Genomic DNA, 3,752 nt, shown 5'->3' on the forward strand with positions numbered 1-3,752 from the left:
CCGCCCATCTGGAGTTCACCAGGGCGACCCGGTGCCCGCCCCCGGACGGATCACATCCCGTACTTCTCCCGGGCCTCCTTGACCTTGGAGGCCGGGATCTCACCGCGGCGGGCCAGCTGGGCCAGCGCCGCGACCACGACGGACTCGGCGTCGACACCGAAGTGGCGCCGGGCGCCCTCGCGGGTGTCGGAGATGCCGAAGCCGTCCGTGCCCAGCGAGGACCAGTCCTGCTCCACCCACTGGCTGATCTGATCCGGGACCGCGCGCATCCAGTCGCTGACCGCCAGGACCGGGCCCGGCGCGCCGGAGAGCGCCTGGGTCACGTACGGCACGCGCTCCTCGCCGCGGAGCAGCGCCTCGTCGCACTCCAGCGCCTCGCGGCGCAGCTCGCCCCACGAGGTGGCGGACCAGACGTCGGCCGTGACACCCCAGTCGGCGGCCAGCAGCTCCTGGGCCCGGAGGGCCCAGTGGATCGCGGTGCCGGAGCCCAGCAGCTGCAGGCGCGGGGCGTCCGCCGAGGCGGGGGAGCCCTCCTTGAAGCGGTACAGACCCTTGACGATGCCCTCCTCGACGCCTTCCGGCATCGCGGGCTGCTGCTTCGGCTCGTTGTAGACCGTCAGGTAGTAGAAGACGTTCTCGGCCTGCGGGCCGTACATCCGCCGCAGACCGTCCTTGACGATGACCGCGATCTCGTACGCGAAGGCCGGGTCGTAGTTCAGCGACGCCGGGTTCGTGGACGCGATCAGGTGCGAGTGGCCGTCCGCGTGCTGGAGGCCCTCACCCGTCAGGGTCGTACGGCCGGCCGTGGCGCCGACGATGAAGCCCTTGCCGAGCTGGTCGGCGAGCTGCCACATCTGGTCGCCGGTCCGCTGCCAGCCGAACATCGAGTAGAAGATGTAGAACGGGATCATCGTCTCGCCGTGCGTCGCGTACGACGTGGCGGCGGCGATGAAGTCGGCCATGGCGCCGGCCTCGGTGATCCCCTCGTTGAGGATCTGGCCGTCCTTGGCCTCCTTGTAGTACATCAGCTGGTCGCGGTCGACCGGCTCGTACGTCTGGCCGAGCGGCGAGTAGATGCCGGCCGAGGGGAACAGGGACTCCATGCCGAATGTACGGGCCTCGTCCGGGACGATCGGGACCCAGCGCCTGCCCGTCTCCTTGTCCCGCATCAGGTCCTTCACCAGGCGGACGAACGCCATGGTGGTGGCCATCTCCTGCTTGCCGGAGCCCTTGTACAGGGCCTTGAAGGCCCGCTCCTCCGGCTCGGGCAGTGCCACCGCGTGCACGCGGCGGGCGGGGGCCGGGCCACCGAGGGCGGCACGGCGCTCCTGGAGGTAGCGGACCTCGGGGGAGTCGGCGCCCGGGTGGCCGTAGGGGACCAGCCCGTCCTCGAAGGCGCTGTCCGGGATCGGGAGGCCGAGCAGCTCGCGCATGCCCTTGAACTCGTCGATCGACAGCTTCTTCATCTGGTGGTTGGCGTTCTTGGACTCGAAGCCCTTGCCGAGCGTGTAGCCCTTGACGGTCTGGGCCAGGATGACGGTCGGCGCGCCCTTGTGCTCGACGGCCGCACGGTAGGCCGCGTACACCTTGCGGGCCTCGTGGCCACCGCGGGAGTTGTAGAAACACTCGGCGATCTTCGCGTCGCTCAGGAGTTTCGCCAGCTCGGCGAGCGCGGGCTCGGCGCCGAAGAAGTGCTCACGGATGTAGGCCACGTCGCGCGTGGCGTACGTCTGGAACTGCGCGTCCGGCACCTGGCGCAGGCGGCGCACCAGCGCGCCCGTGGTGTCCAGCTGGAACAGCTCGTCCCAGGCGCTGCCCCAGAGCGTCTTGACGACGTTCCACCCGGCGCCCCGGAACGCGCCCTCCAGCTCCTGGACCACGCGGAAGTTGGCGCGGACCGGGCCGTCCAGGCGCTGGAGGTTGCAGTTGATGACGAAGGTCAGATTGTCGAGCTGCTCACGGGCCGCGAGGGCGAGGGCTGCGGTCGACTCGGGCTCGTCCATCTCGCCGTCGCCCAGGAAGGCCCAGACGTGCGAGTTCGACGTGTCCTTGATGTTGCGGTTGGCCAGATAGCGGTTGAAGCGCGCCTGGTAGATCGCCGAGAGCGGGCCGAGGCCCATCGACACCGTGGGGAACTCCCACAGCCAGGGCAGCCGCCGCGGGTGCGGGTAGGACGGCAGGCCGTCACCCCCCGACTCCTGGCGGAAGTTGTCGAGCTGCTGCTCGCTGAGGCGGCCGTCGAGGAAGGCGCGGGCGTAGATGCCGGGCGAGGCGTGGCCCTGGATGTAGAGCTGGTCGCCGGAGCCGTCACCCTCCTTGCCGCGGAAGAAGTGGTTGAAGCCGGTCTCGTACAGCCAGGCCGCCGAGGCGAACGTGGCGATGTGCCCGCCGACCCCGTACCGGGCGCCACGGGTGACCATCGCGGCCGCGTTCCAGCGGTTCCACGCGGTGATCTTCGACTCCATCTCCAGGTCGCCGTCGAACGCGGGCTCGGCGGAGGTGGGGATGGTGTTGACGTAATCGCTCTCCAGCAGCTTGGGCAGCGCGATGCCGGCGCCCTCGGCGTGCTGGAGCGAACGCCGCATCAGGTACGCGGCGCGGTGCGGGCCCGCGGCCTTGGTGACGGCGTCCAGGGAGGCCGCCCACTCGGCGGTCTCCTCGGGGTCGCGGTCCGGGAGCTGGTCGAGCTCGCTCGGAAGCTTTGCTACGGGGTCGGTCATGATCGCCGCCTTCCGGTATGGAGGGGGGTGGAGAAGGCCCTGACTGGCAGGACAGGGCGATCGGGCCGGTGGGCCCGCGACTGAACTGTAAGTTGCCGATCGATGATCGATCAAAGGGTGAAGGGCAAAACTTCTCGATATGAAGAAAAGTGGCATGCGGTGCCGCGAAACGGGGCACGGAGTGACGGGACCAAGGGGGTAAAAAGGGCGCTGACCTGCACGGACGAGCACCGGTTCTCGCATATGGGCAGCGCGCCGGACGGTGCCGGGCGCGCGGGGCGACATCCGCGAACGGGGTCAGGCGCGCGGCGCGCACCCCAGGACGTGCTCCTTGACCAGCACCGCGATCCGCGGGTCCCGCCGCAGGAACGCCTCGATGAGCGCCTCGTGCTCCTCCGCGTACGACTTCTGCACCGTGCCCAGCCACCGGATCGACAGGGCCGTGAACACCTCGATGCCCAGACCCTCCCAGGTGTGCAGCAGTACGGCGTTGCCGGCCGCCCGCACCATCTCCCGGTGGAAGGCCACCGTGTGCCGCACCTGCGCCTCGCCGTCGGCCAGCCGGTCCGCCTCGTACAGGGCCGTCACGTGCGGGGTGAGCGCCGAGCAGTCCTCACCCAGCACCGGGGCCGCGAGCTCGGCCGCGATCTGCTCCAACCCGGCGCGCACCGGGTAGCTCTCCTCCAGGTCGGCCGCCGTCAGGTTGCGGACCCGCACCCCCTTGTTGGGCGCCGACTCGATCAGCCGCAGGGTCTCCAGCTCGCGCAGCGCCTCGCGCACCGGGGTCTGACTGACCTCCAGCTCGGTGGCGATCCGGCGCTCCACGATCCTCTCGCCCGGCTTCCAGCGCCCGCTGACGATCCCGTCCACGATGTGCTCGCGGATCTGTTCGCGCAGCGAGTGGACGACGGGCGGGGTCATGAGGGGCTCCTTCGGGGCGGACCGGTGCTGCTCTCCACGAACCCGGCTGCCGGAGCGGCCGGTGGTCCCTAGACCATACGGCGGCGCCCCCGCCCGGGAGAGTCCCGGACG

General features: G+C 70.5%; 2 protein-coding genes. Both read right to left on the reverse strand.

The window, feature by feature from the left end; genetic code table 11:
* Window positions 1-50 precede the first annotated feature (50 nt).
* The gene (gene aceE, locus ABZ371_RS30265) at window positions 51-2,720 is read right to left on the reverse strand and encodes a pyruvate dehydrogenase (acetyl-transferring), homodimeric type (RefSeq protein ID WP_358685599.1); all 2,670 of its coding nucleotides are present in this window, start codon (window positions 2,718-2,720) and stop codon (window positions 51-53) included.
* Window positions 2,721-3,017: 297 nt separating this feature from the next.
* Complete coding sequence (locus ABZ371_RS30270) at window positions 3,018-3,641, reverse strand: GntR family transcriptional regulator (RefSeq protein WP_358685601.1); 624 nt, start codon at window positions 3,639-3,641, stop codon at window positions 3,018-3,020.
* Window positions 3,642-3,752: the final 111 nt, after the last annotated feature.

Source organism: Streptomyces sp. NPDC005899 (assembly GCF_040629645.1).
GTDB lineage: Bacteria > Actinomycetota > Actinomycetes > Streptomycetales > Streptomycetaceae > Streptomyces.

Excerpts from the sequence above, each read along its gene's own strand:
- aceE (WP_358685599.1), bottom strand. The coding sequence starts at position 2,720 with ATGACCGACCCCGTAGCAAAGCTTCCGAGCGAGCTCGACCAGCTCCCG.
- ABZ371_RS30270 (WP_358685601.1), bottom strand. The coding sequence starts at position 3,641 with ATGACCCCGCCCGTCGTCCACTCGCTGCGCGAACAGATCCGCGAGCAC.